Raw genomic sequence first — 24,162 nt, 5'->3', positions numbered from 1 at the left:
GTGCCGCCGCGCTGTCCCGAGGCGACGGCCCGCTGGTCGGCCTGCCCGGGTGGCTACCGGTGACCCTGCTCGGCATCGGGTTCGCCATCGGCACCGTGTGCGCCACCGTCGCCGCCCTGCGCGCCCAGCGCGGCGCCGGGAGATCGGATGTCCTCAGCGGACGACTCCTCGGCCTGTCCTGGGCCGTGGGCTTCACCGCCCTGTTCCTGGCCATCACCGGACTCTCGTCCACGCTGGCCGCGCCCGGCCTGCAAGCCGTACTCTGGCCTGCCGGTTCCGGTCTCGTCGTCGGCCTGATATATCTCGCCGAAGGCGCCGCGCGCCGCAATGTCCTGCACTACGCCGTCGGCATCTGGCTCGCGCTGATCTCCACCGTCGCACTCTTTTTCGGCACACCCGCCTTCTTCGGAATTCTCGCCATCGCCGGTGGCGGCGGATACGCGGTTGCCACCGTCCTCGAATTCCGCCGCCACCGCATCCGCTGACCGCGCGGCTATCAGGGCCTCGAGAAGTGGTCGTGGGTCGGCGCCCGCGGGCAGGTCGGATACCTGCCCGTCGCCGACCTCCACGACCCGCCACACGCCGTCGACGCGGAGGGCGATATCGGTGGTGACGAAACGGGAGCCCGGCCCGAGGGCGCGAACCCTTTCCGGCAGTCCACTCAGATCCGGCCGCACGTGTTTATCGGGTGTGTCCGGATGCGGGCCGATCAACACCGGCCGACCGTCCACCCACCAGATGCGAGCCTCCCCGATCGGTTCGAAGGATTCGAAATTCCGCAGCACGATCCCACCCGCCAGCCACTCCTGCTGCAACTCGACGAAACGGGACACGATCCGATGCAAGGCCGCGATATCCGCGAGGTCGGGAACGAAACACGCCTCTTCCCAGTCGTGCTTGCGAGACTTGACGTAGTCCTTCACGATTCCCGGGCCCCCGCCCAGCGCGGCGGCCGACGCCGCCAGCTCCGAAATGCCGGGAACCACACCGGGTTCGGCGGCCAGCCATGCGCTGGCCGGGGTGAGGGCGGCGAAATGCGAATACCAGCCGGGCAATTCGTGTGCGAGCCGATAGGACGCCGCCGATGTCGACAAACGACACCGGCGCGCGGCGGCCGCCGCCTCGAAATCGACGTACCGCTCCGAGGGGATCATCCAACCCCGATACCAGGCAGCCCCCAGCCCGTCGGGAACCATGCGCACGGCAGCCTCGGCATCACCGGCCAGCAACGCATCATGGTCGACGAGCGCGACCGTGGACCCGAGTTCCCTCGCCGAATCCGCCTCGGCCGCGAAATGCGGGTCGACCCGCCGCGGACGCAGCGGATCACACGGATAGAGAATCGCCGCGGTCACGAGCGCCGCAGTGTCGCGGTGGCGATCTCGAGGAAGTCGCGCACCGGCTTCTCGTGCCGGTCGGCGGCGACGGCGAGGCAGGTCTCGACCACCGGAGCGTCGGTGACGGGGAGGTAGACGAGGTCGGGGCGGGAATAGGACCGCACCACGCTCAGCGGGACCAGGACGATGCCGTGCCCGGAGGCGATGAGCTCGAACTTCTCCTCCAGCGACGACCTCCGCCGCAGCGAGTTCTCGAGAAATTGCTCGTCGTCGAGATCGGCGCGGCTGAGCCGCCGCCGGGACGCCAGCGGGTGTGACGCGGGCAGGCAGGCGACCTTGGGCTCGTGGCCGATGGGGATGATACGCAACCCGGATTCGTCGAACGACCTTCGCAGATAACCGATCTGGGCTCGACCGTCGCGCAGCGGCGCGTCCCGCTCCCACCACTGCGCGGGAACGAGGTCGGTCTCGACGTCCGGATGACGCGCGGTGAACGCCCGAACCGCCTCCGACACATGCAATCCGGGCGAGAAGGCGATCACGAGCCGCTGGACGCCGCGATCGACATCGTGCACGCGCCGCACCACCGCGTCGACGCCCGCGAGGATGCCCTGCGCCTCCGCGTAGAGCTGCCTGCCCGCGTCGGTCAGCTCCACGCTGCGGGTGGTCCGCACGAACAGGGTGCAGTCCAGTTCCTGTTCGAAGGCCCTGATCTGACGGCTGAGCACCGGCTGGGCGATATAGAGCTGCTCCGCCGCCCGGCCGAAGTGCCGCCGCTCGGCCACCGTGACGAAGTAGCGGAGCTTGCGCAGATCCAGATCCATGCCCTCAGGGTATCAATTGGCGCAGAGGGTATTGGACGCCGCGAGCGGCGGCCCCGAGACTCGAAGCATGATCGTCATCACCACCCCCACCGGCAATATCGGTGGCCGACTGCTACACCTCCTGCTCGACGAAAGCCCCACTCGCGGTGAGGAATTGCGCGTCATCGTGCGCGATCCGGGGAGGCTTCCCGAGACGGTCCGGGCCCGCGTCGACGTCGTCGTCGGCTCGCACGGCGACGCCGACGTCGTGGACCGGGCCTTCGCGGGCGCGGACGCGGTCTTCTGGCTGGCCCCGCCGGACCCGCGCGCATCGAGCCTGGAGGCGCAATACTCCGAGTTCACCCGCGCTGCCGCAAAAGCATTCGTCACGCACGGGGTCGGGCATGTCGTCGGCGTCTCGGCGATCGGCCGCGGCACTCCCGTCGCCGACCGCGCCGGGCATGTGACCGCCTCGCTGGCCATGGACGACCTCATCGCGAGCACGGGCGTCGCCTATCGGGCGCTGGCGTGCGCGACCTTTATGGATAACATTCTGTGGCAAGTGGATCCGATCCGCGGCGACGGCGTCTTCACCGATACCTCGATCGCCGACCGCAAGGGACCACTGGTCGCCACCCGCGACATCGCCGCTGCCGCAGCCGATCTGCTGCTCGATCGCTCGTGGACGGGGACGGGCGAGGTGCCGGTCCTCGGCCCGGAGGACCTGTCGCCCAACGATATGGCGCACATCATGTCCGAGGTGCTGGGCCGCCCGATCCGCCACCGGCAGCAGTCGCTCGACGACCTCCGCGCCGCCCTCACCGCGCGCGGGGCCGCGGACACGATCGTGTCGGGTTACGTCGACATGATGCGCGCCAAGAACAATGGCCTCGACGACGGCGTGCAACGCACCGACCGGACCGCGAGCCCGACGAGTTTCCGCGCGTGGTGCGAGCAGGTCCTCGCGCCGGCGGTCCGGGCATGAGCGAGAAGACCGCCCTCATCGTCGGGGCGGCCCGCAACCTCGGGCTCGGCATCGCCACCGAGTACGCGCGCCGCGGCTGGAATGTCGTCGGAACCGTCCGCGGCGCCGGGCGCACCGGCCTGCACGACCTGGCCGACATGTCCGGGGGCCGAGTCACCGTCGAGTCGCTGGAGATGACCGAGCCCGAGCAGATCGCGGCGCTGCGTGAGCGACTCGCCGAGCACACCCTCGACCTGCTGTTCGTCAATGCCGCCATCGCGAGGGGCGATATTCCGATCGGCGATGTTCCGACGGAAATGTTCACCGAGGTCATGGTGACGAATGCGCTCAGCCCGATGCGCGTGGTCGAGTCGTTCCGCAGCTCGGTCACGCCGAGCGGGACGATCGCCGTCATGTCCTCGCGCCAGGGCAGCCTCGGCATGAATACCAAAGGGGGCCAGGATGTCTACCGCGCCAGTAAATCCGCCCTGAATCAGCTGATGCGCTGCTACGCCGCCCGCTACGCCGACGCCGCGCACACCCTGCTGCTCATCTGCCCCGGCCATGTCCGCACCGGACTCGGCGGACCGAACGCACCGCTGACGGTCGAGCAGTCCGTCCCCGGCGTCGTGGACACGATCGAACGCCACAGCGGCGAGCCGGGTTTGCAATACCTCAACTATCAGAACGACCCCGTGCCCTGGTAACCGCACGGCTCATAGGATGCCCGAACGCCCGCTCGACAATACGAGCGGGCGTTCGGCAACGGCGGGCCGGTACTAGGCCGACTGCGACAGCGACTGCAATATCTTCAGAAGAAACATGAATGTCGACGAACCGGATTGCATGCCCCACACATCTTTCATAATTGCATCGCCATTACGCGATGAGCGTTTCGAATCGCTCCTGCGATTCCAGATGAAATGCTAGATCACCAGTATGAACCACACCATAGTCACAGTTGAATGTGATATAGATCACGATTAGCGCGGCTTTGGGCGCCTCTTTGCCCAGGTAGACCAATCATTGGACAACGCGTCAAACGCCGAATTAAATCCACGATTATATCCAGAATTTACAAAATCAGCGGCCGCCAGTCGCCGCAGCGATGCATCCAGTTCCCGCCAGAGCTCTCCCACCCGCCCCCGACCACCCGGCGCTTTCGGATAACGCATCAGCACATCCACCACGACGGGGCTGGCCAACCCCGCTGCCTTCCCGATGTATTCGCCGCCAACCCTGGAGTCCCCACCAGCATCCAGCTCCAGCGCCCGTGCCGCATAGGCGGCCGACATGAGAATGTGCCCACCCTGAGTAGCCTTCGCCAACGGATGCAAATACGCCGCCGCCCCCGCATGACCAGCCGCCCGCGCCGCCGCCCCCGCAGCCAGGCAGCCCACCCCTTCGGCCGCCCGAGCAGCCCTGTGCGCATCCAGAGCAGTCACCCGAATCGCCTTACCCCGCTTCCCTCCCCCAGCAAACTTCCGCGCCTCCTCGAGCACAACCCGAGCCCGCAGATCACCAGGACAGTCCCGCTCGAAGATCACCAGAACAGGCTCCGCACAAGCCAGCGCATAATCCGCTACCTCCCGCAACTCATCCATGCTCAATCCAATTTCCGAACGCCCGTCAGCCATAGTCATCGCATCGACAGTATCGTTGAACCCTTGTGCGAAAGTCTTCGCCGATCTTCGACGGAAAAGTCGGGCGAAACCTTCAAAACGACTGCGGCGGCAAGCCCCACCCGGAGATCGGGTGGGGCTGTTCGCGAAATGGTTAGCCGCCCAATACCTTCAGTAGGGCGGTGCCTAGTGGGGTGCCCAGGCCGGTGCAGGCGTCCCAGCCGGGGCCTGCGGAGAATGCGCCGTTGTTGCCCTGGGTGATGTCGTTGAAGCCGGGGGCCGGTTGGCCTTGGGTGACGCCCTTGTAGATCGCGGTTTGGATGAGGCCCTGTTTGTGGCCCAGGTCCTGGGAGAGGCGGCAGATCAGGCCCGCCCAGAGGGGGGCGGAGGCGCTGGTGCCGCCTACTACCTGGGAGCTGCCCTGGACGAAGATCTGGTAGCCGGTCTGGGGGTCGGCGTCGGCGGCGACGTCGGGGACGCCGCGGCCGGAGCCGGGGACGCCGACACTGGCCTGCCAGGACGGGACGGGGTAGAGGGTGCTGACGCCGCCGCCGGTGGCCGAGCTCGGGCCGTCGTTCCACACAGTCTCCGACTGAATCGCGCCGCTCGAGTCGAGATACAGGGTGGTGCCGCCGACGCCGAGCACATACGGGCTCGCGGCCGGGTAGTCGACGTGGTTGGCGCCGTCGGTCTCGCCGTCGCTGCTGCCGCCGTCGCCCGCCGCGACCGACACGGTGACGCCGAGCGCGGCGCCGTCGCTGAAGGCGGAGTCCATCGACTGCCGACCCTGCGGTGACCACGTCTCCTCCGGCCCGCCCCAGCTGATGCTCACCACGGTCGGGGTGGGGGTGGCATGCACCGCCTGGCTGATGGCGTCGATGAAACCCTGCTCGCTGTTGGGTGCGAAATAGACCAGCTGCGTCGCGTGGTTCGCCATCGAGCCCAGCACCTCGATATCCAGGGTGGTTTCGATGGTGGCGCCGTCGGACCCCGGATTGTTCTGGGCGCCATCGACACTCACCGCGCTGACGCTCGGCGCGTCGATTCCGGCGCTGCTGAAGAAGCTGCTCAGATCGTCGGGGGAGAATCCGCCGCCGAATTCGAGAATTGCCGCCGTCTGACCGGAGCCGTCGCCGGTCGGGAAGGAGTATGCGGTCACCAATTGCGTCGGCACATAGGACGCGGCCGGGGTGACCGCGGTCTGCACATGCGGCCGGGCCACCGGCCGGGTATCCAGGCCGAGCACACCGACGACGACACCACCCAGTGCGGCGGGCAGATGAACGTCTCCGACATGAACGTGGAATTCGACATCGTTCCCGGTGACCGGATCGGCGGCGCGCATCGCGCGTAATTCGGTGTGGAAAAGCTCCTGCGCCACCGATGCCGACACCTGCGCCTGCACCCGCCGCGACGGAATATGCTGGCCGACGATCTGCGCACCCGCGGCCGTGAGCGTGGCGGTGACCAGTTCGATGTCGGCGGGGTCGGCGCCGTAGCGGGTGAGGAAATCGGCGGGGGGCACGGTGTCCTCGCCGGAGACGAAGCGCTCCGGCAACGGCTCGTGCCGCCGCAGAACCAGGGTCAATCCAATGGTCTCGGTCGGACTCATCGGACCGATGTCCGTGCCACCGGCGACCTGGGGTAGCGAGCTGCCGGGTAACAGAACGTGCGTGGAATCCGTCATGGCATTCTTCTTTCCGAAGATTTCGAGATCTTACTGGAACAGGTTGTCGTACAACAGAATTCATCGAGGTGGGGATTTCCAGCGGCCTCATCTAGATCCTAGGGCCGGTCTCGTTCCGAGTGGAGATATGACAAGTACCAGCACCGCACCGAATAGATTACGGTCGGTTTCCCGGCCCCGGCGCTCGATCCCGTACCGCATCCACCCGGTTCCAGGACGGACATCGCTCGATACGGCCGATATTCGACCCGGACAAGCGCGAACGCCTCGAATTCCGGCCCAACGTACAGTTTTTCGACTCCTCCGGCCGAAACAGTCTGCAACGTAGCCATCATCGGTACGCCGGTGCCGCCGATATGACGGAAACGCGTCCCGCCGCGCTCGGCGAGCAGGATCTCCGACAGGCTGTCGAAATATCAAGAGTAGGTAGCGATTCGATCCGATTATGTCGGTAACTTCCTGCGGCACAGTTTTGTACGCGCACGCCCGCGCACTCGGCCACGATGCGCGCGACCGGGCACTCCCGGCGTCGGGAGTACGGTAGAGTGCCGGGTGCTCACGCCGACACGGCAAGCGCCACGAATCCAGACACGCCGATCGCCGTCACACGCCCACGAAATACGCTGGTGCACAGCATGACTCGAAACTCCGGCCGCACCCGCCGGAGCCGCGATAAGATCTCCGAAATGCGGCCGCATACGTGTGAGGGGACCGACGTGGGCAACGAGAACCGACCGGACGGTGCGGCGGCCTCGCTGACGGACGCGCTGGCCGCACTGCGCCGCGAGTTGGCGACAGCCGCAGGGGCGGAACAGCATTCGGTGGCAAATCGGCGCACCGCCCCCGAGACGGTCGAGGTCACACTACAACTCCTGATCACCCCCGGCGAGGACGCGCCGGGCTTCTGGGTGGCCGGTCCCGAGATCTCGGCCGCCGCCGGAATCACCGCGCACACAGTGAAACTCACCCTCGCGCCCACACACCCGGCGGCCGCCCCGCAGCCGCCCGCGGCACCCGCGCAACCCGCCCCGGCGGAACCCACCGAACCCCCGGCCGACCCGGCGCCCACGGACCGGCGCGCGGAGGTCATCGCCCTGTACGAGCGCGTGGTCGCCGACCGGGAGCGCGTGCTCGGCCCGCTGCACCGCGACACGCTGATCTCCGCGGCCAACCTGGCCCGCGCCTACCGGGACGCCGGACGGGTCACCGAGGCCATCGATCTCTACGAGCGCGTGCTCACCGACAGCGAGAACACCTTCGGCCCTTACGATCTCGACACCCTGGTCTTCCGGGGCAATCTCGCCCGCGCCTACCGCGAGGCCGACCGGTTGTCCGAGGCCATCGACCTGTACGAGCGCACCGTCGCCGACAGCGAGCAGGCGTTCGGCGCCGACCACCGCAATACCCTCAACGCCCGCCACAATTTGGCGCTGGCCTACCGCGAGGCGGATCGGCTGGACGAGGCCATCGCCCTGTACCGGCGCACCCTCGCCGACAGCGAACGGGTGCTGGGCCCGGAGGATTCGAGCACGCTCATCACCTGCGACTGCCTGGCCGCCGCGCTCCGCAGCGCCGACCTCGTCGACGAGGCCACCACGCTGGACGAGCGGATCCTGAGCGTCCGCGACCGAATACTGGGCGCCGAACATCCCGACACCCTCGACTCGCTGGGCAGCCTCGCCGACGACCGCATGGCCGCGGGCCGGATCGCGGAGGCCGTCGAGATGTACGAACGCGCCCTGCACACCGCCGAAGAGCACCTCGGCCCCGACCATCCGACCACCATGCGCGCCCGCAGCAATGCCGCCTACGCCTACGGGCGGGTCGGCCGCGCGGCCGAGGCCGTGCAGCTGTACACCCGCATCCTCACCGACCGCGAGCGCATGCTCGGCCCCGACCACACCGCCACCGTCACCGCCCGCAGCAACCTGGCCTTCGCCTATTACGAGGCGGGCCATTTCTCCGAGGCCATCGAGGCGTACTCGCGCACGGTCGCCGACCGCGAACGCCTGCTGGGCTCCGACCATCCCGACACCCTGAAGGCCCGCGAACAACTCGCCTTCAGCTACGAGGCCGCGCTGCGCGCCGACCCCACCGGAGCAACCCGGCCACCGCGCGAGTAGACCGCATTCACCGCCCACCCATACCCGACTGCGCGATCCCCCGCACAAAAGCCTTCTGCGCCACCGCATACACGACGAGCATCGGCGCCAGCACGACCATGGCCGCGGCCATGAGGATCGGCCAGTCGGTGTGGTACTGGCCCTGCAACCGCACCAAACCCAGTGTGACGGTGGCTATCTCGTTGCGCTGGATCATGATCAGGGGCCACAGGAAGTCGTTCCACACGGTGATCCAGGTGAGGACGGCCAGCACCAGGACCGCCGGGCGGGCGTGCGGCAGCAGCACTCGCCAGTACACCTGCCAGGTGGTGCAGCCGTCGAGAATGGCCGCCTCCTCCAGTTCCGCCGGGAGCGTGCGGAAGAACTGGCGCATCAGATAGGTGCCGAAGGCGGATCCGAACAGGCCGGGGACGATCATCGCCCACGGGGTGTCCACCCAGCCGAAGGCGCGCATGAGGATGAACTGCGGGATCGCCGTCACCGTCAGCGGCACCATGAGGGTGGCCAGATAGGCCAGGAACAGTGCCTCCCGGCCACGGAATCGCAGGCGGGCGAACGCATATCCGGCCAGCGAGCAGAAGAAGACCTGACCGGCGGTGACGCATCCGGCGTAGAGCACGGTATTGAGCAGCATCCGGCCCAGCGGCAGCCGCTCGAACACCGCGCCGTAGTTCGACCACCGCGGCCGCGCGGGCAGCGGATTCGGATCGCTCACCTCGCCTTGGGTTTTCAGCGAGGCCGACAGCGCCCACAGGATCGGCCCCACCGCGCACCAGGCGATCGCGATCAGCGCCAGATACAGCAGCGTGCCGCGCAGCGTGCGCCGCAGCACCGACCGCCGCACCCGGGTACTCACCGATCCTCCGGTTCGCGTCGCGCCAGCCACAGCTGAACGAGGGTGAGCACCAGCAGCATTGCGAACATCACCCAGGCCAGGGCCGCCGCGTAGCCGATCTCGTAGAACCGGAACGCGTTCTGGAACAGCATGATTCCCAGCACGAACGTGCCGGTCTCGGGCCCGCCGTTGCCGTCGGTGAGCGCATACGCCTGGTCGAACGCCTGCACCGAATTGATGATCGTGATGACGAAGACGAACGACAGCGCGCCCCGGATCAGCGGCACCGTGATCGCCCCGAACCGGCGCAGCGGTCCCGCCCCGTCGATCTTCGCCGCCTCGTACAGGTTCTCCGGAATGCCCTGCATGGCCGCGAGCAGCACGACGGTCGCGAACGGCAGGCTCTTCCACACCATGACGATGCTCAGCGCCAGCAGCGCCCAGTCCGGATCGCCCAGCCACGGAACGGGTCCCAGCCCCACCCGGCCCAGCACCAGGTTCACCGCCCCGCCGTCGGTGGTGAACAGGAACCGCCACACCACCGCCATCGCCACCGTCGAGGCGACCAGCGGCAGAAAGGCCAGCGTCCGAAACACCCCGATCCCCCGCAGTTTTCGATTCAGCGCCGCCGCCACCGCCAGGCTGATAACCACCGTCGGCGCCAGCGTCGCCACCGTGAACACCCCCGTGTTCCGCAGCGCGATGTAGAACAGCGGATCTGCGAACAGCTGCCGATAGTTCCCCCACCCCACCGCCCGCATGGGCCGAAACAAATCCCAGGAGTGAAAACTCAAATACAGCGAAAACCCCAGCGGAAACAGCAGGAACACCAGCACCGCAAGCACATTCGGCGCGACGAACCCCACCCCCGCCCGCGCCCGCCGCCGCGCCAACCCCGATCTGCGAGCGGGGAACCCGCCAGCGGGACGGGAATTCACGTCCGGGCCTTCAGCAGGGCGTCGATGTCGGGGGCGGCGGCGGCCAGAGAGGTTGCGGGGGCGGCGCCGCGGAGGACTCGATTGCAGGTGCGCGACAGCAGGGAGTCGACCTTGCCCCAGGCGGGGGTGATGGCCAGTTGGCGGGAGTGGTCGGGACCCTCGGTGAAGACGGTGAGGTTGTGGATATCACGGTGGGCGGCGGCGAAACCCGGGGAGGTCATGGCGGAGCGGAGGACGGGGACGAACAGGCCGGATTCGGCGATGATGGCCTGACCTATCGGGCCGGTCGCGAATTTCACGAATTCCCAGGCCCGTTCGCGGCGGGGGCTGGCCGCCGCGATGGCCAGGCCGGTGCAGCCCACGTCGGTGACCGCGGCGGGGCCGCCGTGCGGGCCGATCGGGAGCACGGTGACGTCGAATTCCAGGTCCCGCCCGGCGAATTCGGAATACAGCCAGTGGCCGCCCAGCAGCATGGCGGCGCGGCCGCGGGCGAACAGATCGTAGGCCGACACCGATTGCCGGGCATCGGTGCTCGGCGCAACCCCGTGCCGCACCGCGAGATCGGCGTAGAACTGCATTCCGGCAATGAAACGCGGATCGCCGATCTCGGTGCGGGTGGGCGCGAGCGGTGGGCTGAACCAGTCCGCGCCGTTGTTCATGCCGAAGCAGGCCGCGGAATAGTAGGGCACCCAGCCGTCTACGAATCCCCACCGGCGCACCCGGCCGTCGCCGTCACGGTGGGTCAGCTCTCGGGCGGCGGCCAGGAATTCCGCGTAGGTCCAGGGCGCGCCCCACGTCGTGGGCGGGCGAATCCCGGCCTGTTCGAACAGCTTCCGGTTGTAGTACAGGAACACGCCCGACCACTGCTCGGGCAGCGCGTACTGCCCGCCGCCGTAACCGAATGTCTCATAGAGCGTCGAATATCCGTCGGCCCGCAGCGCCGCTCCCCCATCCGGCTCCCGCTCCAGCAGCGTCCGCAGATCCAGCAGCACGCCCCGCTCGGCGAGCCCGGCGTACAGCAGCTCCCACGCCATCAGCACATCCGGGCAACGCCCGCCCGCACAGTAGGTGAGCATCTGCTGCAACGGATCCGGCCCCGACATAATCGTCCGAATCCTGATATCCGGCCTCCGCCTACCGAATTCGTCGACAATCCGCAGCCGCGCCCGCGCCTCCTCCGGCCGCGCCTGAAAAAAGAAGGTCACCGCATCGTCCTCCGCGCCACCGCAACCACCGGCCAGGACCGGCGCGGCCAGCAGCGCACCGCAGACGGTCCGGCGGGACACAGGCGACACAACCCTCCTTCCACTCCAGGCCCTCTCGACACCCCCTCCGCGCCAGCACCGCAGCTTACGCACGATCCCCATGCGATCGGGCCAGACACGCGGTCGGGTCGTGGCGGCCGTCCGTTCCGCCCGTTCTCGCTATATGAGAATCTGAAATGCACTATGTGGGACGCGCATGCGAGGATGATCTCGGTCGGACTTTGCCAACTCGGACGCGTCCGGACCGTGGTTCGGTTACGTTGTGTCCGATTCCGCAAGACCTTGTTAGACCGCACGGGAGAGTAGCTCGCATGGCGACCATCGAATACCTCCGAACAGACCCCGACCTACCTCCCGTGGGAGTCGTGGACCGTTCTCCGATCAGTCCCGCGAAGAAGGGCATCTTCCTCGCCCTCGCCGTCGGCGGCGCGATCGCCTGGGCCGTGCTCGCCGTCGCCCGCGGCGAGAACGTGAACGCGGTGTGGATCGTGCTCGCCGCGGTGTGCACCTACATCGTCGCCTACCAGTTCTACGCCCGGCTGATCGAATGGAAGATCACCAAGCCGCGCGACGAGGTCGCCACTCCGGCCGAGGAACTGGAGAACGGCAAGGACTACATGCCGATGGACCGGCGGGTCCTGTTCGGCCACCACTTCGCCGCCATCGCCGGGGCCGGGCCGCTGGTCGGCCCGGTGCTGGCCGCGCAGATGGGTTATCTGCCGGGCACGCTGTGGATCGTGGTCGGCGTGGTGCTGGCCGGTGCGGTGCAGGACTATCTGGTGCTGTGGGCGTCGGTGAAGCGGCGCGGGCGCAGCCTCGGGCAGATGGCCCGCGACGAGCTCGGCGTGGTCGGCGGCGTCGCGGCGCTGCTCGCGGTACTGGTGATCATGGTGATCCTGCTGGCGGTGCTGGGCATCGTCGTGGTGAACGCGCTGGCGGCCACCAAGGGCGCCGACGGGCGGTTGCACGGCGGCAGCCCGTGGGGCGTGTTCTCCATCGCCATGACCATCCCGCTCGCGGTCCTGATGGGCCTGTATCTGCGGTATGTGCGCCCGGGCAAGGTCGGCGAGATCTCGCTGGTCGGGTTCGTGTTGCTGCTGCTGATCATCGTCTCCGGCCGCTGGGTCGGCGAATCCGGTTGGGGCCGCGACCTGTTCACGCTGTCGGGCACCACCATCTCCTGGCTGCTGATCGTCTACGGCTTCATCGCCTCGGTGCTGCCGGTGTGGTTGCTGCTCGCGCCGCGCGATTATCTGTCGACGTTCATGAAGATCGGCACCATCGTGCTGCTGGCCATCGGCGTGGTGGTCACCCTGCCGGTGCTGAAGGCCCCCGCGGTCTCGCAGTTCGCGGGCAACAGCAACGGGCCCGCGTTCGGCGGCAGCCTGTTCCCGTTCCTGTTCATCACCATCGCCTGCGGCGCGCTGTCGGGCTTCCACGCGCTGGTGTCCTCGGGCACCACACCGAAGCTGCTGCAGAAGCAGGCCCAAGCCCGGATGATCGGCTACGGCGGCATGCTGATGGAGTCGTTCGTCGCGGTCATGGCCATCATCGCGGCGTCCATCCTGGACCAGCACCTGTACTTCGCCATCAACACCGGCGGCCTCACCACCGCCGCGCAGGCGGCCGACAAGGTGAACGCGCTGGGCCTGGGCGGGCAGCCGATCTCCGCGGCCGAATTGAATCGGGCGGCAACCGATGTCGGCGAGTCGGCGGTCTACTCCCGCACCGGCGGCGCGCCGACGCTGGCGATCGGCATGGCCGAGGTGATGCACCGCTTCATCGGCGGGACCGCGCTCAAATCGTTCTGGTACCACTTCGCGATCATGTTCGAGGCGCTGTTCATTCTCACCACGATCGACGCCGGTACCCGGGTCGCGCGGTTCATGCTGTCGGACACCCTCGGCAACCTGGGCGGGCCCGCGCGCCGGTTCAAGGATCCGTCCTGGCGGCCGGGCGCCTGGCTGTGCTCGTTCATCGTGGTCGCGGCGTGGGGTTCGGTGCTGCTGATGGGCGTCACCGACCCGCTGGGCGGCATCTACACGCTGTATCCGCTGTTCGGCATCGCCAACCAGCTGCTGGCCGCGGTCGCGCTGACCGTCGTGCTGGTGATCGTGGTGAAGAAGGGCCTGGTCAAGTGGGCCTGGATACCCGCGCTACCGCTCATCTGGGACCTGCTGGTCACCATGACGGCGTCCTGGCAGAAGATCTTCTCCGCCGACAAGAACCTCGGATACTGGAAGCAGCACAGCATCTACAGCGCCGCACGCGACGCCGGAAGGGTCCTGGCGCCCGCCAAGACCATGCACGATATGGACAAGGTCGTCCGTAACACCTTCATCCAGGGCACGCTGTCGATCGTGTTCGCGCTACTGGTGCTCATCGTGGCGGTGGTCGGCCTACTCGTCTGCATCCGGGCACTCCGCACCGGCCGCGGCCCGACCACCGAAACCCCGGAGATCCCGTCGAAGATCTACGGCCCCAGAGGTTTCCTCGCCACCAAGCAGGAACGGGAGGTGCAGCGAGAATGGGACGAGCTGGCGAAGGCGGGCAAGGTAAAGGTGCCCGGGGCCGCCCACGCCCTCAGCACGGAGTGAAGGCCGCCCTCCGCGCGGCTCGGGCGCTGATCTGGTACGTGAATTCCGTTCTGGGCGGCCAGGATTACGCCCGCTATGTCGAGCATCTGCGTCGCAACCACCCGGACCACCCGATTCCCACCGAGCGAGAGTACTGGCGGGAGCGGCATGCGGCCGCCGATCGCAACCCGGCGAATCGCTGCTGCTGACAACCGTTGCGGGACCGTGGGATTGCCGCCATCAGTGCCCTGTGCTGCACGAATGATCACATCGGCCGATTGTCTCGCGAGCGGGCGGCAGCGGCGCGACCGGTGCCGCCCGCGGCCGGGGCGCGGCGCACACGGCGAGTCCGGCGATCATTCTGCTATCTCGCGCGACACCGTCACAGCAAGCCAATTGCAACCAACTCGATAGCCGTCGAACATCACCGACATGGTCGGATGCTTGGGGGGTTAACGACCGTTTCCCGCTAGCGCGGGGGCCGTCCGGCTGACATGGTGGACTGCGTGAGTGCCAACGGTCTGGACTTCGAGCGCTGTTACCGTGCCGTGACGACCCGCGATGCCCGTTTCGACGGGCAGTTCGTGACGGCCGTGCGGACTACCGGAATCTACTGCCGCCCATCCTGTCCGGCTATCACTCCGAAGCGCACCAATGTGACGTTCCTCCCAACGGCGGCAGCCGCCCAGCAGTCCGGCTTCCGGGCCTGCCGCCGCTGCATGCCCGACGCCGCGCCCGGCTCGCCGCTCTGGAATACCCGCGCCGACCTGGCCGCCCGCGCCATGCGATTGATCGCCGACGGGGTGATCGAGCGCGGCGGCGTCCCGGCGCTGGCCGGGGCGCTGGGTTATTCGCAACGGCAGCTGACCCGGGTGCTCACCGCCGAACTCGGCGCCGGACCGCTCGCCTTGGCCCGCGCGCACCGCGCCCACACCGCGCGGCTGCTGATCCAGACCACGCGCATGCCGATGTCCGATATCGCCTTCGCGGCCGGATTCGCCAGCATCCGCCAGTTCAACGACACCGTGCGCGAGGTGTTCGCGGTCAGCCCGACGACGCTGCGCGAGGAATCGCGACGGCTACGCGGCGACACGCTGCCGCCCCTCAACGGCATGCTCACCCTGCGCCTGCCCTACCGCGAGCCGCTGGATCGGGCGTGGCTGGAGTGGTTCCTGTCCGCGCACGCCGTGGCCGGTTTCGACATGTGGGAGGACGGCACCTACACCCGCAGCCTGCGCACCCCGCACGGGCACGCGACCGTGCGGCTGAGCATCCAAACCGGCCATGTGCGAGCGGGTTTGGCGCTACAGGACATGCGCGACCTGGCGCCGACGGTGGCGCGGCTGCGGCATCTGCTCGACCTCGACGCCGATCCGATGGGTATCGACGAGGCGCTGCGCGGCGGGTTCCGCGACGGGCACGCGATCGGCTCCGGTATCCGGGTGCCGGGTTGCCTGGACGGGCCGGAACTGTTGCTGCGCACCATGATCGGGCAGCAGATCTCGGTCTCGGCGGCGGCCACGCACACCGCGCGGCTGGTCGACGCGCTCGGCGAGGAGATCAGCGGGCCGGTGCCGCGGCTGTTCCCGACGGCGGAGGCGGTGGCCGAGCACGGCGCCGAGGTGCTGACCGGCCCGGCGCGGCGAACCGCGTCCATCGTGTCGGCCGCCCGCGCGCTGGCCTCCGGGGACCTGACCCTGCACGCCGGGCGCACCGCCGCCGACGTGCGGCGAGATCTGCTGGCGCTGGAGGGTGTCGGGCCCTGGACCGCCGACTACGTGACCATGCGGCTGCTCGCCGATCCCGACATTCTGCTGCACACCGATCTGGTGGTGCGTCGCGGCGCGGGCCTGTACGGCATCGACCTCGCCGACACCGCGCGCTGGGCGCCGTGGCGATCGTATCTGTCCATGCATTTGTGGAAGCGGGCGCTCGCCGAGCGCACCGCGCCGGTGGTCGCCAATGGTGGCGGCCGAGTGAAAGTGGGTGCGCGGTAATGAGTGTCGCGGAGTACGCGGTGGTGGACACGCCGATCGGGCCGTTCACCGCCGTCGTCGACGGCGAGGGCGCGGTGCTCGCGTCCGGCTGGACCACCGACGCCGAGAACCTACGCCGCCTGATCCACCCCACCCTGCGCCCCGACGAACTGCGGCAACGAGATTCGCTCGGCGCCGTCACCGCGGCGGTGCGCGACTACCACGCGGGCGACGTCACGGTCATCGACGCCGTCCCCGTCCGCCAGCTCTCCGGCCCGTTCCTGGTCCACGCCTGGGAAGTCCTCCGCAAGGTCCAGCCCGGAAACCCGATCACCTACACCACCTTCGCCGACCACTCCGGCCGCCCCGACGCCGTCCGAGCCGCCGCCAACGCCTGCGCCCGCAACGCCGCCGCCCTCTTCATCCCCTGCCACCGCGTCCTCCGCACCGACGGCACCCTCGGCGGCTTCCGCTGGGGCCTCCCCGTCAAGGACTGGCTGCTGACCCACGAGGGCTCACGCCTGGGCTGACGGCCCCACCGAAACCGGCGCATTCCTTCTGCACGCCATAGCATTCCGACGCGCCAGCCCACTTCACCTTCCGGCGCACCAGCCCACTTCGTCATTCCGGCGCACCAGCCCACTCCGCCATCCCGGCGCACCAGCCCACTCCGCCATCCCGGCGCACCAGCCCACTTCGCCATCCCGGCGCACCAGCCCACTTCGTGATTCCGGCGTGCTTTTGGCCGGAATCCACTGGAGCAGCCGACCTGGCAGGGATCCCGGCCAAAAGCATGCCGGGATCACGAGAATCTCAGGTAGGCCGGAATGACAGTAGCCTCAGGTGGACCGGAATGACAGGAATCTCAGACAGGCCGGGTTGGCGGGAATCTCAGACAGGCCGGGTTGGCGGGAATCTCAGACAGGTCGGGTCAGGCGACGACGGTTCGGAGACGGGAGCCGGTGGGGTCGCGGATTACGTGGAGGCGGGTGGGGATGCGTTGGCGCATTTCGTCTACGTGGCTGACTATGCCGACTACTCTTCCGCCGGAGCGGAGTTCGTCCAGGACGCCCATGACGGCGTCGAGGGTGTCGGCGTCGAGGCTGCCGAAACCCTCGTCGATGAACAGGGTGTCGAGGATGAGGCCGCCGGATTCGGCGGCGACCACGTCGGCCAGGCCGAGGGCCAGGGACAGGGAGGCCATGAAGGTCTCGCCGCCGGAGAGGGTGGTGGCGGGGCGGACCGCGCCGGTGTAGGCGTCGCGGATGTCCAGGCCCAGGCCGCCGCGGCGGCCGTGTCGGCCCGCGGCGTCGGAGTGCACGAATTCGTAACGGCCGCCGGACATTCGGCGCAGTCGCACCGAGCCCGCGACCGCCACCTCCTCCAGCCGCGCGGCCAAAACGTACGAGCGCAGCGACATGCGGCGGTTGTTCTCGCCGCGTCCGGCCACCACCTCGGCGAGCCCGGCCAGTTCCTCGTGGGCGCGCTGCATCGGGGCGACGCGGTCCACCGCCGCCCACAGCTGACCGCTCAACTCCTCCAGCTGCGTGGCCCGCCGGGCGGCCTCGGCGTGCGCGGCGACGGCGGCGTCCAGCCGGGTACGGGCCTGGGCGACAAGGGATTCCAGCTCGTCGAGGTCGCCGGGTTCGGCGGTGGCGGCGGCCTGGATCTCGGGCTCGGCCAGCACCGCCCGGGCGTGGGCGTGGGCGCGGTCGGCGGCCACCAGTTCCGCCTCGATCGCGGCCTGCCGCTCCGGGGCGCGGGTGGCGGCATCGACGACCCTGGCGTAGGTGGCCAGCACGGTGTAGTCGGGCTCCGCATCCCCCTCGGCCACAACCATATTCGGTCCGGTCACCAATCCGGCCGCGCGGGCGAGCTGTTCGACCCGCCGCGCCAGCGTCGCGACCTGTTCCCGGGCGGCGGCGGCATCGGCGCGGGCGGTACGCAGTTCGTCCGCCACCTGAATCAGTGCCGTCAGGCGGGCGCGGCGGCGTTCCACCGTGTCGTCGACCCCCGCGGCGGCGCGCAGGCGCTCGGTGAGCTCGGCCAGCCGCCGGTCCGCGGCCAGGATGCGCTCTTGCGTTGCGCTGCACCGGCTCTCGAGCTCGCGCAGTTCGTCCTGCAGCCGTGTCTCGTCGCCGCGCAGGCGGGACAGTTCGGCGGTCAGCTCCGCGGTGCGGGCGGCGGTCGTGCGGGCGGATTCGTAGCGCCGGGTGGCGGCGTCGAGGGCGGCGGCCAGTTCCGCCTTGTCGCCGTCGCCGCCGCGCTCCACGAGCACCTCCCTGCGGCGCTGGAGTTCGGTGGTGCGGGCCAGCGCCCGATCGCGGGCGGCCTCGGCGGCGCGTTCCGCGGCGACCGCCTTCTCCTCGTCCTCCTTGGCCGCGGTGACGGCGGACGCCGCGGCCGGGGCCGGATGCTCGGTGGAACCGCAGACGCTGCACGGCTGCCCGTCGGCGAGCGCGCCCGCCAATTCGGCCGCCATTCCGGCGAGCCGCCGCTCGCGCACGTCGAGGGTGCGCTCGCGGGCATCGCTGTGTGCCGCGCGGGCGGCCTCGAATTCGGCTGTCGCACGGGCCGATTCGCCGCTCAGGGTGGCGAGTTCGACGGCGGCGGTGGCGGCGGCGCGCAACCGCTCGCATTCGGTCTGCAATCCGCGCAGTTCCGCGGTCGCCGCCTCGGCCGCCCGCACGGCGGTCTCGGCGCTGCCGATGGCCTCGGGCAGCTGCGCGCGACGAGCCGTCAGCCGCGTGACCTGCTCGGTCAGCGCCTCGTACTCCGCACGCAGACCGGCCAATTCGGTCGCCTGCGCGACGGCCGATTCCGCATCGGCCCGGACCTCGTCGAGCGCTCCGATCTGGGCGGTCCAGCGCTGTACGGCGGTATCGAGGCGCTTGGCGACGTGGGGGGACGGCTGCGCGGTGGGCGCATCGACGGTTTCGGCCACAGCAGGTGTCGGCTCCGCGCGATCCGACTGTGGCGCGGCGGGCTCGTCGGCCCGCGGCGGCAGAGTGATCGAGAATAGTTCCAGTTCAACAGGTTCCGTCACCTCCGCCGCGTCGACCTCTTCGAGCCGTGCGGCTGAGTCTTCGACGGAATCACCGGCCGCGTCGGATTGCTCTGCGGTCGGCGACAATACGGCCAGATCCTCGGCGAGGTCGCTACCGGCCAACTCGTTGTCGATGAGATCGGCAGCCGCCCAAGGTGTTCCACCGAGCTCACCGCTCGCGGGCTCGAGCAGCCGCGAGGCGAGGCGTTCGGCGAGATCACGGGTGGTGTCGGTATGACGGCGCAGGGTGACCGCGGCGGCGCGGGCCTCGGCCAGCGCGGTCGCGACCGGCTCGGCGCGGCGAGCGGTCTCCAATTCCCCCTGGAGTCGGGTGCGATGTTCGGCGGCGGCCGCGTATTCCTCGAGCTGGCCACGGGCCGCGGCGAGGCGGCGGCGGAGGTCGTGCAGGCGGCGCTGCCGTTCGGCCTCGGCCTGCGCGCGAGCCGAATCCCGTTGCCCGCGTTCGAGTTCGGCGGTCGTCGTCGCGACATCCGCCCGCGCGGTGGCGAGCAATGCCTGAGACCAGTCGACGGCCTCGAGCGGCCCGACCGTCTCGGTGGCGCCCACCCCCGCGGCGACGCCGACCTGGGCGATGAGCCGGTCGATGCTCTGCCGCTGCGCCTCCACCTCGGCCGCGCTGTCTCGCCGCCGCTGCGCCAGCCATTGTTCGGCGGTACCGAAACGTTCGGTGTCGAAGAGCTTTTCGAGCAGCTTCTCCCGCTCCTCGTTCTCCGACCGCAGAAAACGCGCGAAATCCCCCTGCGGCAGCAGCACCACCTGAAAGAACTGATCGGCGCTCATGCCGAGCAGCCGAACCACCTCGTCGCCGATATCCGGAATCCGCGACAGATGCTGGCCGCGCCCATCCAGCCATTCCAAGGTGGCGGACGCCTGCTCGGTCCGCCATCCGGTCCCGCGCTTCTTCGGCCGCTCGAACTCCGGCGACCGAATCAGCCGCAACCGCCGTCCCCCGAGCGTCGCCTCCAACACCACCCGGGGCGCGGTCTGCGGATCCGCGTGATCGGAATGCAGCCGCTTGCTCTCCCCGCGCGCCCCCGGCACCCGGCCGTAGAGCGCGAAAGCAATCGCATCCAATACGGTCGTCTTCCCCGCCCCGGTCTGCCCGTGCAGCAGGAACAACCCGTCGGCACCCAGTTCGTCGAAGTCGACCACCGCGGTCTCGGCAAACGGCCCGAAGGCGGTCATCTCCAGCCGATGCAACCTCATACCGCGACGTCCACCGGGCTTTCGGCAGCGGGCACCGCGCCCGCGGCGGCGAGAGCGCGTTCCACCCAAGCCATTTCGGCGCGGCTGGGGGTGCCGCGGACGTCGGTGAGGAAGCTGTGGGCCACCTCCGAATCGCGGCGGCCGTGTACTCGCTCGCGGTAGCGGAGCTCCGGATTGCCTTCCGGCCGAACCCATTCCACGTGCACGGCGTGCGGGAACCGCTCTCGCAGGCGGCGCAGCGCGTCGACCGGGCGGGCCTCGTCGGTCAGCGTCGCCGAAACGTAGTGGTCCTGCGCGGCGGCGTGGGCGGGGTCGGCGAGCAGGTCGTCCAGTGCGCCGGTGAGCTGGGTGAGGCCGCGCACCTGCGGGAGGTCGTGGCGCTGCACGGTGTGCAGGCCGTCGCCGTCCAGTTCGACGATCCACGCCGCCTTGCGATGCGAGCGTTCGGCGAACGAATACGGCAGCGGCGAACCGGAATACCGCACCGACTCCGACAACGTCTGCGGCGAGTGCAGATGCCCGAGCGCCACGTAGTCGATGCCGTCGAACGCGGCCAGCGGCACCGTCTCCACCCCGCCGACCGAGATGGACCGCTCCGATCCGGTCGCCTCGCCGCCGACCACGAAGGCGTGCGCGAGCACCACCGAGCGCGGATTGCCGCGGCGCGCGAGGTCGGCGCGGACGCGCTGCATGGCCGCGTCCAGGATCTCCGCGTGCGAACGCGCCTGCGGCACGCCGAGTTCGGCGCGGGTGATCTCCGGCTCCAGGTACGGGATGCCGTAGCAGGCGATCGCACCGTGCTCGTCGCGCAGCAGCACCGGCTGCTCCAGTTCCGCGAGCGAGGTGCGCAGATGCAGCCCGCCCGCCGCCGCGAAGCTACCGAGCGCGCCCAGCCGGGTCGGCGAATCGTGATTCCCGGACGTGGCGACGATCACCGCCCCCGCCGCGCGAATCCGCTCGAACCCCCTGATACAGACCGCGATCGCGTCGGCACTGGGAATGGACCGGTCGTACACGTCGCCCGGCACCAGCACCACGTCGATACGCTGCTCCGCCACGACCTCGGCCAGGAACTCCAGCGAACGCGCCTGATCGCCAAGCAGATCGACGCCGTGAAAGGTACGCCCGATGTGCCAGTCCGACGTGTGCAGCATCCGCATGCCGCGAAACCGTAGAGCATCCCCCCGACAGACCGAAAACAACCGCGCCGAACCTGTCCCATTCGCGCCAGACCCGACCATCCCCATGGCCCCGAGACAACGTCCCCACGGCCCCGGCACACCACCCCCACGGCCCCAGGCACACCACCCCCACGATCCCGGCACACCACCCCCCATGGTCCCGGCGTGCTTTTGGCCGGGACCTCACCGAGGATTCCGGCCAAAAGCACGCCGGAATCAGGAGGAATCCGGACGGCTGCCGGGATGGTGCGCGGCACCAGGCCCAATCGCGGTGACGGCACCGGCGGTCCAGGGCGCGGCATCCGGACCTTGTCGGTGGTGTACGGCACCATCTGCCTCTATGACCGCACCGATGCTGTTCGCGCTGCTGTTGGTGTTCGCCGCCGGGGTTGGGCTGGGCTGGTTGGGGCATGCGGCGCGGGCGGGGCAGCGGGCGGCCGTGGCGGAGGCGCGGCTGGGGGCGCTGCGGGACAACGAGCAGGTGCTGCGGCAGTCGCTCAGTGCGGCGAGTGAGGATGCGGCGCGCCGTAATTCGCAGGCGATCGGGGGGCTGGTGGAGCCGCTGCGGGAGGCGGTGGGCGCGCTGAACCAGCACATCCGGCAGGTCGAGCACAATCGCATCAACGCCTACTCGGGCCTGCGCGAGCAGGTGGCGGGCATGCAGCGGATGTCGCATCAGCTGTCGACGCAGACCAGCCAGCTGGTGTCGGCGCTGCGGGCGCCGCAGGTGCGCGGGCGCTGGGGCGAGATCCAGCTGGAGCGGGTGGTGGAGCTGGCGGGCATGTCCCGGCACTGCGACTTCGATACCCAGGTCTCCCGGTCCGGCCCCGACGGCGGGGTGCGGCCCGATCTGGTGGTGCGGCTGGCGGGCGGCAGGCAGATCGTGGTCGACGCCAAGGTCCCGCTCACCGCCTACCTGGACGCCACCGCCGAGGAGGACCCGCGACTTCGTGGCGACCATCTCACCCGGCACGCCAAACACCTGCGCGCCCATATCGATCAATTGGCCGACAAGGCATATTGGACGGCCTTCGACCCCTCGCCGGAATTCGTGGTCCTGTTCGTTCCCGGCGATCCGTTCCTGGACGCGGCGCTGAACGCGGATTCCGGCCTGCTCGAATACGGCTTCGCCCGGAACGTGATCCTCGCAACGCCCACCACGCTGATCGCATTGCTGCGCACCGTCGCCTACGGCTGGCGGCAGGAGGCCCTGTCCCGAGAAGTGGCAACGATTCAGCAATTAGGACGCGAGCTGTATGCGCGGCTCGGCGCCACCGGCCGCCACCTGGACCGGCTCGGCGGCCAACTCGGAAAGGCCGTAGACGCTTTCAATCACACGGTGGCCACGATGGAGTCGCGCGTGCTGGTGACCGCCCGCCGGCTGCACGAGCTGGAAATCGGCGAGCGAGAGGTGCCGGCAATCCCGCCCGTCCAGACCTGGCCGCGGGCCGTCGGGTTCGCCGACACCAGCGATTGACCCGGACATACGCCCGGCCTCGACACACGTTTCGTTCGCGGCAGATAGTGTTCTTTACGTGGCAGCTATCCAACGCGAGCGATCCGAGGTGCCTGCATCGCACCGCTCGATCATCCCGTCGGTGCCCGGTGTCCCGGCCGGTGCGGCGGTATTGATCGCGGTCGCGTGCGCCCTGATCGGGTTCTTCATCGACGTCGGCGGCGGCGGTAAGGAGCTGACTCGCGCGTTCGCCGCCTGCTACATCGTCGGATGTGTGCTGGCGGCGCTCGTGGTGCGTTATCGCGGGCTGTTCACCACGATGGTGACGCCCCCGCTGCTGCTGTTTCTAGCGGTCCCGCTGGCCTATCAGCAGCTGGTCGGCCACAGCTCGACCTCGATCAAGGACATCCTGCTGAACCTGGCGATCCCGCTGGTGAACCGGTTTCCGATCATGGCGCTGGCGACCGTGCTGGTACTGGTGGTCGGCGGTATCCGGGTGGTCGCGCACCGGCGCGGATCCGGTCCGGCCCGGGTCCGCACCCGCCCCCGCAAGGGCGACAGCTGGGGGCCGCGCTCGTCCTCGTCCGCCTCCCGCACGCGCCGCGGGAAGGCCACCGACCGATCCGAGACCTCGCGCCGCCGCGCCCGAGCCGACGGCGCCGCCGACGCCGAATCGCCCTCGCGCACCGCCCGCCGCACCGGCGGACGGCCCGCAGACCGCTCCGCGCGGGTCTCCCCCGCCTCGTCCTACCCCCGCACCTCCGATCGCCCCGCAGCGGCCGATTCGGCCCCGCGGCGCGGCCGCGCCGCGTACAACGGCGACGTGCCCCCGCATCCGCGCCCGAATGTCCGCTACCGCGAACGGGATTCCGGCCGCATCGAACGCTGAGTCCGGGCGAACGTCGCGCCGCCCCGGCACTGCCCGCCGGGCGGCACGTCGCCCCCGGGTGAGCCCTCGCTCCCACACCCGGATCCCTCCGTGCGGACGATTCGCCTCCCCCCGTGACTATTTCGGCGCGCGAATACGCCCACCGCCGGCCAACCGCCCGGCCGGATGCGACGCATCGTCCTCACGAGATGTTGATCGTGGCCTCAGCCAGCAGCGTTACGGGACAAGCGGTTTCGC

18 protein-coding genes are annotated in these 24,162 nt (G+C 69.4%); 9 read left to right on the top strand and 9 right to left on the bottom strand.

Annotation, left to right across the window (positions count from 1 at the left end; genetic code table 11):
- Positions 1–53: 53 nt before the first annotated feature.
- Both HPY32_RS44870 and HPY32_RS26580 read right to left on the bottom strand, forming a co-directional pair.
- Positions 54–1,355 carry an ATP-grasp domain-containing protein gene (locus tag HPY32_RS44870; RefSeq protein ID WP_067576812.1) on the bottom strand — a complete coding sequence of 434 codons (1,302 nt, stop codon included), beginning with the start codon at positions 1,353–1,355 and terminating at the stop codon, positions 54–56.
- Positions 1,352–2,161 (bottom strand): LysR family transcriptional regulator, encoded by an 810-nt coding sequence (locus HPY32_RS26580; RefSeq protein WP_067576809.1) that lies wholly within the window; start codon positions 2,159–2,161, stop codon positions 1,352–1,354. Before HPY32_RS26580 ends, HPY32_RS44870 begins: the two co-directional genes overlap by 4 nt.
- 67 nt (positions 2,162–2,228) lie before the next feature.
- On the opposite strand from HPY32_RS26580, the gene HPY32_RS26575 reads away from it, so the two are divergent.
- Positions 2,229–3,125 carry an NAD(P)H-binding protein gene (locus HPY32_RS26575; RefSeq protein WP_067576807.1) on the top strand — a complete coding sequence of 299 codons (897 nt, stop codon included), beginning with the start codon at positions 2,229–2,231 and terminating at the stop codon, positions 3,123–3,125.
- The gene (locus HPY32_RS26570; protein ID WP_067576805.1) at positions 3,122–3,811 is read left to right on the top strand and encodes an SDR family oxidoreductase; all 690 of its coding nucleotides are present in this window, start codon (positions 3,122–3,124) and stop codon (positions 3,809–3,811) included. Before HPY32_RS26575 ends, HPY32_RS26570 begins: the two co-directional genes overlap by 4 nt.
- A 276-nt stretch (positions 3,812–4,087) precedes the next feature.
- On the opposite strand, the gene HPY32_RS26565 is transcribed toward HPY32_RS26570, so the two are convergent.
- Both HPY32_RS26565 and HPY32_RS26560 read right to left on the bottom strand, forming a co-directional pair.
- Entirely contained in the window at positions 4,088–4,747 is a 660-nt protein-coding gene (locus HPY32_RS26565) for a putative immunity protein (protein ID WP_309247545.1), read from the bottom strand.
- Positions 4,748–4,880: 133 nt separating this feature from the next.
- The gene (locus tag HPY32_RS26560; protein ID WP_228787537.1) at positions 4,881–6,338 is read right to left on the bottom strand and encodes a S53 family peptidase; all 1,458 of its coding nucleotides are present in this window, start codon (positions 6,336–6,338) and stop codon (positions 4,881–4,883) included.
- Between the two features lie 791 nt (positions 6,339–7,129).
- Between HPY32_RS26560 and HPY32_RS26555 the strand changes: the two genes are divergently transcribed.
- The gene (locus HPY32_RS26555) at positions 7,130–8,536 is read left to right on the top strand and encodes a tetratricopeptide repeat protein (protein WP_067576801.1); all 1,407 of its coding nucleotides are present in this window, start codon (positions 7,130–7,132) and stop codon (positions 8,534–8,536) included.
- Positions 8,537–8,543: 7 nt separating this feature from the next.
- Here the strand turns inward: HPY32_RS26555 and HPY32_RS26550 are convergent, their stop codons facing one another.
- The 3 genes from HPY32_RS26550 to HPY32_RS26540 are packed head-to-tail and all read right to left on the bottom strand — an operon-like array spanning position 8,544 to position 11,604.
- On the bottom strand, positions 8,544–9,392 hold the full coding sequence (locus HPY32_RS26550) for a carbohydrate ABC transporter permease (protein WP_373686670.1): 849 nt from the start codon (positions 9,390–9,392) through the stop codon (positions 8,544–8,546).
- Entirely contained in the window at positions 9,389–10,309 is a 921-nt protein-coding gene (locus tag HPY32_RS26545; protein ID WP_171983066.1) for a carbohydrate ABC transporter permease, read from the bottom strand. Before HPY32_RS26545 ends, HPY32_RS26550 begins: the two co-directional genes overlap by 4 nt.
- The gene (locus HPY32_RS26540) at positions 10,306–11,604 is read right to left on the bottom strand and encodes an ABC transporter substrate-binding protein (RefSeq protein WP_067576794.1); all 1,299 of its coding nucleotides are present in this window, start codon (positions 11,602–11,604) and stop codon (positions 10,306–10,308) included. The genes HPY32_RS26545 and HPY32_RS26540 overlap by 4 nt, the downstream gene beginning before the upstream one ends.
- Positions 11,605–11,885: 281 nt before the next feature.
- Here HPY32_RS26540 and HPY32_RS26535 point away from each other — a divergent pair, with 281 nt between their 5' ends.
- The 4 genes from HPY32_RS26535 (at position 11,886) to HPY32_RS26520 (ending at position 16,656) form a co-directional block, all read left to right on the top strand.
- Positions 11,886–14,171 carry a carbon starvation CstA family protein gene (locus HPY32_RS26535; protein ID WP_067576792.1) on the top strand — a complete coding sequence of 762 codons (2,286 nt, stop codon included), beginning with the start codon at positions 11,886–11,888 and terminating at the stop codon, positions 14,169–14,171.
- Positions 14,102–14,359 carry a YbdD/YjiX family protein gene (locus HPY32_RS44865; protein WP_082870412.1) on the top strand — a complete coding sequence of 86 codons (258 nt, stop codon included), beginning with the start codon at positions 14,102–14,104 and terminating at the stop codon, positions 14,357–14,359. Before HPY32_RS26535 ends, HPY32_RS44865 begins: the two co-directional genes overlap by 70 nt.
- Before the next feature lie 285 nt (positions 14,360–14,644).
- Positions 14,645–16,147 carry an AlkA N-terminal domain-containing protein gene (locus HPY32_RS26525; RefSeq protein ID WP_067576790.1) on the top strand — a complete coding sequence of 501 codons (1,503 nt, stop codon included), beginning with the start codon at positions 14,645–14,647 and terminating at the stop codon, positions 16,145–16,147.
- Positions 16,147–16,656: a methylated-DNA--[protein]-cysteine S-methyltransferase gene (locus HPY32_RS26520; RefSeq protein ID WP_067576788.1), complete on the top strand. Its 510-nt coding sequence runs from the start codon at positions 16,147–16,149 to the stop codon at positions 16,654–16,656. Before HPY32_RS26525 ends, HPY32_RS26520 begins: the two co-directional genes overlap by 1 nt.
- Before the next feature lie 401 nt (positions 16,657–17,057).
- Here HPY32_RS26520 and HPY32_RS26515 read toward each other — a convergent pair whose 3' ends face one another.
- The gene (locus HPY32_RS26515) at positions 17,058–20,399 is read right to left on the bottom strand and encodes an AAA family ATPase (protein WP_067576786.1); all 3,342 of its coding nucleotides are present in this window, start codon (positions 20,397–20,399) and stop codon (positions 17,058–17,060) included.
- The gene (locus HPY32_RS26510) at positions 20,396–21,559 is read right to left on the bottom strand and encodes an exonuclease SbcCD subunit D (protein WP_067576784.1); all 1,164 of its coding nucleotides are present in this window, start codon (positions 21,557–21,559) and stop codon (positions 20,396–20,398) included. The genes HPY32_RS26515 and HPY32_RS26510 overlap by 4 nt, the downstream gene beginning before the upstream one ends.
- Before the next feature lie 361 nt (positions 21,560–21,920).
- On the opposite strand from HPY32_RS26510, the gene HPY32_RS26505 reads away from it, so the two are divergent.
- Together HPY32_RS26505 and HPY32_RS26500 are read left to right on the top strand one after the other, a co-directional pair.
- Positions 21,921–23,057: a DNA recombination protein RmuC gene (locus HPY32_RS26505; RefSeq protein ID WP_067576782.1), complete on the top strand. Its 1,137-nt coding sequence runs from the start codon at positions 21,921–21,923 to the stop codon at positions 23,055–23,057.
- A gap of 58 nt (positions 23,058–23,115) precedes the next feature.
- Positions 23,116–23,925, top strand: coding sequence for a DUF6542 domain-containing protein (locus tag HPY32_RS26500; protein ID WP_197696303.1), 810 nt, complete (start codon positions 23,116–23,118; stop codon positions 23,923–23,925).
- The last annotated feature ends 237 nt before the right edge of the window (positions 23,926–24,162 follow it).

It is taken from the genome of Nocardia terpenica, assembly GCF_013186535.1.
GTDB classification, from domain to species: Bacteria; Actinomycetota; Actinomycetes; order Mycobacteriales; family Mycobacteriaceae; genus Nocardia; species Nocardia terpenica.
Note: the sequence above shows the minus strand (reverse complement) of the source record. Positions and strands in the feature narration are given on the sequence as shown.

Excerpts from the sequence above, each read along its gene's own strand:
- HPY32_RS26565 (WP_309247545.1), bottom strand. The coding sequence starts at position 4,747 with ATGACTATGGCTGACGGGCGTTCGGAAATTGGATTGAGCATGGATGAG.
- HPY32_RS26510 (WP_067576784.1), bottom strand. The coding sequence starts at position 21,559 with ATGCGGATGCTGCACACGTCGGACTGGCACATCGGGCGTACCTTTCAC.
- HPY32_RS26525 (WP_067576790.1), top strand. The coding sequence starts at position 14,645 with ATGGTGGACTGCGTGAGTGCCAACGGTCTGGACTTCGAGCGCTGTTAC.
- HPY32_RS26505 (WP_067576782.1), top strand. The coding sequence starts at position 21,921 with ATGACCGCACCGATGCTGTTCGCGCTGCTGTTGGTGTTCGCCGCCGGG.
- HPY32_RS26520 (WP_067576788.1), top strand. The coding sequence starts at position 16,147 with ATGAGTGTCGCGGAGTACGCGGTGGTGGACACGCCGATCGGGCCGTTC.
- HPY32_RS44865 (WP_082870412.1), top strand. The coding sequence starts at position 14,102 with ATGGGACGAGCTGGCGAAGGCGGGCAAGGTAAAGGTGCCCGGGGCCGC.
- HPY32_RS26570 (WP_067576805.1), top strand. The coding sequence starts at position 3,122 with ATGAGCGAGAAGACCGCCCTCATCGTCGGGGCGGCCCGCAACCTCGGG.
- HPY32_RS26535 (WP_067576792.1), top strand. The coding sequence starts at position 11,886 with ATGGCGACCATCGAATACCTCCGAACAGACCCCGACCTACCTCCCGTG.
- HPY32_RS26580 (WP_067576809.1), bottom strand. The coding sequence starts at position 2,161 with ATGGATCTGGATCTGCGCAAGCTCCGCTACTTCGTCACGGTGGCCGAG.
- HPY32_RS26560 (WP_228787537.1), bottom strand. The coding sequence starts at position 6,338 with ATGAGTCCGACCGAGACCATTGGATTGACCCTGGTTCTGCGGCGGCAC.
- HPY32_RS26515 (WP_067576786.1), bottom strand. The coding sequence starts at position 20,399 with ATGAGGTTGCATCGGCTGGAGATGACCGCCTTCGGGCCGTTTGCCGAG.
- HPY32_RS26575 (WP_067576807.1), top strand. The coding sequence starts at position 2,229 with ATGATCGTCATCACCACCCCCACCGGCAATATCGGTGGCCGACTGCTA.